5 protein-coding genes are annotated in these 3,681 nt (G+C 57.6%); 4 read left to right on the forward strand and 1 reads right to left on the reverse strand.

Going from position 1 to position 3,681, the window contains the following annotated elements; all coding sequences use genetic code 11:
• The coding region (locus AC0L3A_RS40230) for a hypothetical protein (RefSeq protein ID WP_473256522.1) at positions 1-265 on the reverse strand (265 nt) is incomplete at its 3' end.
• A gap of 243 nt (positions 266-508) precedes the next feature.
• Here AC0L3A_RS40230 and AC0L3A_RS40235 point away from each other — a divergent pair.
• From AC0L3A_RS40235 to AC0L3A_RS40250, 4 genes are all read left to right on the forward strand, one after another.
• Positions 509-868, forward strand: a complete 360-nt coding sequence (locus tag AC0L3A_RS40235; protein ID WP_219684112.1) for a VanZ family protein — start codon at positions 509-511, stop codon at positions 866-868.
• A gap of 814 nt (positions 869-1,682) precedes the next feature.
• Positions 1,683-1,808 carry a hypothetical protein gene (locus AC0L3A_RS40240; RefSeq protein WP_283806973.1) on the forward strand — a complete coding sequence of 42 codons (126 nt, stop codon included), beginning with the start codon at positions 1,683-1,685 and terminating at the stop codon, positions 1,806-1,808.
• A gap of 229 nt (positions 1,809-2,037) precedes the next feature.
• Positions 2,038-2,478 carry a winged helix-turn-helix domain-containing protein gene (locus AC0L3A_RS40245; RefSeq protein WP_473256524.1) on the forward strand — a complete coding sequence of 147 codons (441 nt, stop codon included), beginning with the start codon at positions 2,038-2,040 and terminating at the stop codon, positions 2,476-2,478.
• Positions 2,475-3,599 carry a tetratricopeptide repeat protein gene (locus AC0L3A_RS40250; RefSeq protein ID WP_473256526.1) on the forward strand — a complete coding sequence of 375 codons (1,125 nt, stop codon included), beginning with the start codon at positions 2,475-2,477 and terminating at the stop codon, positions 3,597-3,599. Before AC0L3A_RS40245 ends, AC0L3A_RS40250 begins: the two co-directional genes overlap by 4 nt.
• Positions 3,600-3,681 lie beyond the last annotated feature (82 nt).

Raw genomic sequence — 3,681 nt, forward strand, 5'->3', positions numbered from 1 at the left:
CGCCAGAGCCCCCACCACCGCCGCCGGCTGATGAATGCTCCTTGGTCGAGTGATCCTCGGTCGCGCTGTGTGGATCATTGTCGAAGACTGAATGACTGCTGCCACCGCTGCTATATCCTGCTCCGTCATGGGCGCCGGAACGTGCGATGGCTGTTGACGTCAACGACGTCGACAGGAGTAGAGTCATCGATGGCGGCGTTACGGCAGCAAACCTGCCACACATCTTCAAGAACTCCCGGCGGTCTTCGTCTTCTTTTGCGGGCATCAGGTATTCCCCTGGGCTCAAACTGCGACTATTTAACTTAAATTAGATTAAATAAATTAAATCCTTTTAATTGGTTCAATCACGAAAAGTTGCGTTCTAGTGCGCTTCGTACTGCCCTGCCGCGGGCGGCAGAAGTTCTGGATGAGGGTGAAGAACCGCAGCCACCACGCTGGCAAATGCGAGCCGCTGGATCCGGTTGGCGCTTAAGTATTTTGCGGCAACAACTCGGGGTCAGTCGCTACTATGCTGTATAGAATTTCAATTGCCGTGGCGTGGGCTTCTCTTGCCTTTATCACCTACGCGAGTCTGTCTCCAATCCACGACAGGCCTCAACTGAGCAGTTCGGCCAACATTGAACACGTAGCGGCCTTTGCGTTTCTAGGTTTCGCATTTTGTGCCGCGTACCGGGACCGGATGACGCTGGTGTGCAGCCTCGTGCTTGGTAGCGCAGTGGTGCTGGAATTGTTCCAAAAGCTGACGCCAGATCGCCATGCTAGATTGCTGGATGCGTCCGAAAAGGTGGTTGGCGGGTTGCTCGGGATTTTGCTCGCCAGCATCGCTTTACGCCTGATTGAGCGCTGGACGGCTGCATCTGATGTTTAACGGTTATTGCGGGTTGGGTTCATGCCCAATCGTGCCATAAGCCAGGGACGTCCGTTGACATAGCTCACGTCGCAATGTCGATATCGACTTGGCGAGCTGGTTAGCCTGCTCGGTCCCTTCAACCAGGACAGGAGCCGAATGGTTCATAAGGTTTGCGTCTGAACTCTTCCGCACCGTGATTACTGTGATTGGATTGCCAATTGCCTTTCCCGCCCCGCGGATGGTGTCGATGAACAGCTTCGCAGCCGGGTTCAAACCAATCGGACCACCATGTCCTCTAGCTCCAACGTCAGTATCGCCACGAGAGCGCGCACGAAGGCTGAGGCCACGCGACAGGCGGAATAGGCAGCGAAATTGTAAACATAGCCTGCCTCCGCTCGGAACTTCTCAAGTTGAGCAATGAGTTCTATTCGCGCCGTTCCATAAGCGACCCGTCTATGGGTCGGCTTATCTCCTGAAGGCAGACATAGCGGCCCTGTCGGCGAAGGGCGGCAACGCGCCAATAGGCGCCGATCGGCGCGGGCTGCAAACTTCCAGTCTACATTGAAAGAGCGTCCTCGGCTTCGGGCGACGAATCCATTCAGACGGACAAAGCCTAGACAAACGTGGAAAGTAACGGCTAGTCATTCGCATGGCGTGGATTCCGAATTGGCTGCGACGGGCAGATGTCAGGCTGCGGCCTAGGGCCGGCGCTCAGGTCGACTTACAACCGCTGTCGGAGCGCAGCGGACGATGGCTAAAGGCGAACTTGTTTCGCTTCCCGGGCGCGGTGTGGTCGCGGAAGCGTGGCTGTGTGGAGCTGTCAGAGGGCGACGTGATCGCGCTGCATCTTGTTGTCGAGCGGATCACGGAAGCCGGGCTGAAGGTGCGGCTGTCGGGGCGCCTTCGCGGCTGGGACGGTGCGTCGCCTGTTTGGTCTTTGCTGGTGCGCAAGCGTTAGCGGATCGGGCCCTCCTGAAACGCACGCCGACGATGACGGCTTGGGGTCACCAGCGCCGGTTTGATGGGCGCTTTTTCACTTCCGGTCCGCCCCTTTAGCAGGCCATATCTGAGCCAAACCGCACTTCGCCAACGGGCCAGAAGGGGACTTCCCTCGGGCGCGCCAGCGGCGTATTTTTGAACCGCAATTGTCGCTAGAGCCGTCTGCGTGGCATCCAAGGAGCGGTAGGTTGCGCTACTTTTTCGAGGACTTCGCTTTCGACACCGACCGGCGCGAGCTACGGCGGGGAGCCGACGTGGTCCCCACAGCGCCGCAGGTCTTCGATCTGCTCGACTATTTGATCCAACGCAGGGAGCGCGTTGTCAGCAAGGACGATCTCATTAACGCAGTTTGGAATGGACGCATCGTCTCAGACGCCGCGTTAACGACCCGCCTGAATGCCGCTCGGGCAGCAGTCGGTGACGACGGTGAAAAGCAGCGCCTAATCAAAACATTGCAGCGCAAAGGCTTCCGCTTCGTTGGCGCAGTGCACGAAGGACAGAGGTCCGAAACCGCGTTAGCGAATTCGACGGTGCAACGTCGCCTTCAGCGCCCCGCCTTTCCATCATTGTGTTGCCCTTCGCTAACCTCAGCGACGATCCTGGACAGGACTACTTTGTCGATGGCGTGACCGAGAGTTTGACCACGGATTTGTCGCGCATCTCCGGCTCGTTCGTTATCGGCAGACACACCGCATTCACGTACAAGGGCAAAGCGATCGATCTCAAGCGGATTGGCCGCGAACTGAATGTTCGGTACGTGCTAGAAGGTTCTGTGCAGCGAGCCGGTGATCGACTTCGCGTAAACGTTCAACTCGTGGACGCCGAAACCGGCGCGCATCTATGGGCAGACCGGTTTGACAAACCCATCGCCGATCTTTTTGTCATGCAAGACGAGATCGTATCGCGCCTTGCCAACACGCTGGACGCTCAGCTCACCGAGCAAGAGGCGAGGCGATCAGAGCGATCCCCGCATCCCAATTCGATGGACTTGTATTTTCAAGGCAAAGCTTTGTTGCACAAGGGGTGGACGTCTGAAGGCGTACCTCAAGCGCGCGAGATTTTTGAAAGGGCGTTGACCCTCGATCCCAGGAATGTCGAAGCGATGGTATGGATGGCTGGCGTCGATTTGATACTTGGGGTGAGCTTCATGGATGACGACACGGCCGAGCATTTCGCAGTGGCCGAGGCAACAGCAATAAAGGCGGTGTCCCTCGCGCCGAACCATGCCTATGCACACATGATTTTAGGCTGCGCACTATTGTGCAGGAATCGTGCGGCTCAGGGCATCGCTGAGTTAGAGAGAGCGTTGGAGCTGGATCACAATTTGGCTGAGGCTCACGCGCAAACCGGCAGCGCTAAGTTGTACATGGGCCGCGGAGCGGAGACAGTGACCCATATCAACGAAGCACTTCGCCTGTCTCCTCGTGATATCTTCAGCCATCGATGGTTCATGATAGCCGGCTTTGCCAAGCTGCAGATCAACGAGGATGCCGAAGCAGTCTGCTGGTTCCGCCGCAGCATCGAGGCCAATCGAAATGACGTGAGCGCACATTTTGGGCTGGCTGCCGCGCTTGCCTTGCTTGGCTCGCTGGACGAAGCGAAAGCTGCTGCAAAAGCGCTATTTGCGGTTGTTCCAAGCTTCACCATCCGCCGCTTCCGGGATGGAGCTTGCAGCGATAACCCAATTTACCTCGCCAAACGTGAGCGTGTGTATCGGGGCCTGCGGCTGGCGGAGGTGCCGGAGGGATGATGTCGGCTAGACTGTATGTCCCCCCACAAAATGAGGCGACTCACCCTCGATGTTGCGACGAGGGTTGCCCGGATGGACCGGG

The sequence above is a fragment of the Bradyrhizobium sp. MI1.3 genome, from assembly GCF_055811695.1.

What these genes read in the sequence shown, in the direction of transcription:
- AC0L3A_RS40235 (WP_219684112.1), top strand. Translation starts at nt 509, where the DNA reads ATGCTGTATAGAATTTCAATTGCCGTGGCGTGGGCTTCTCTTGCCTTT.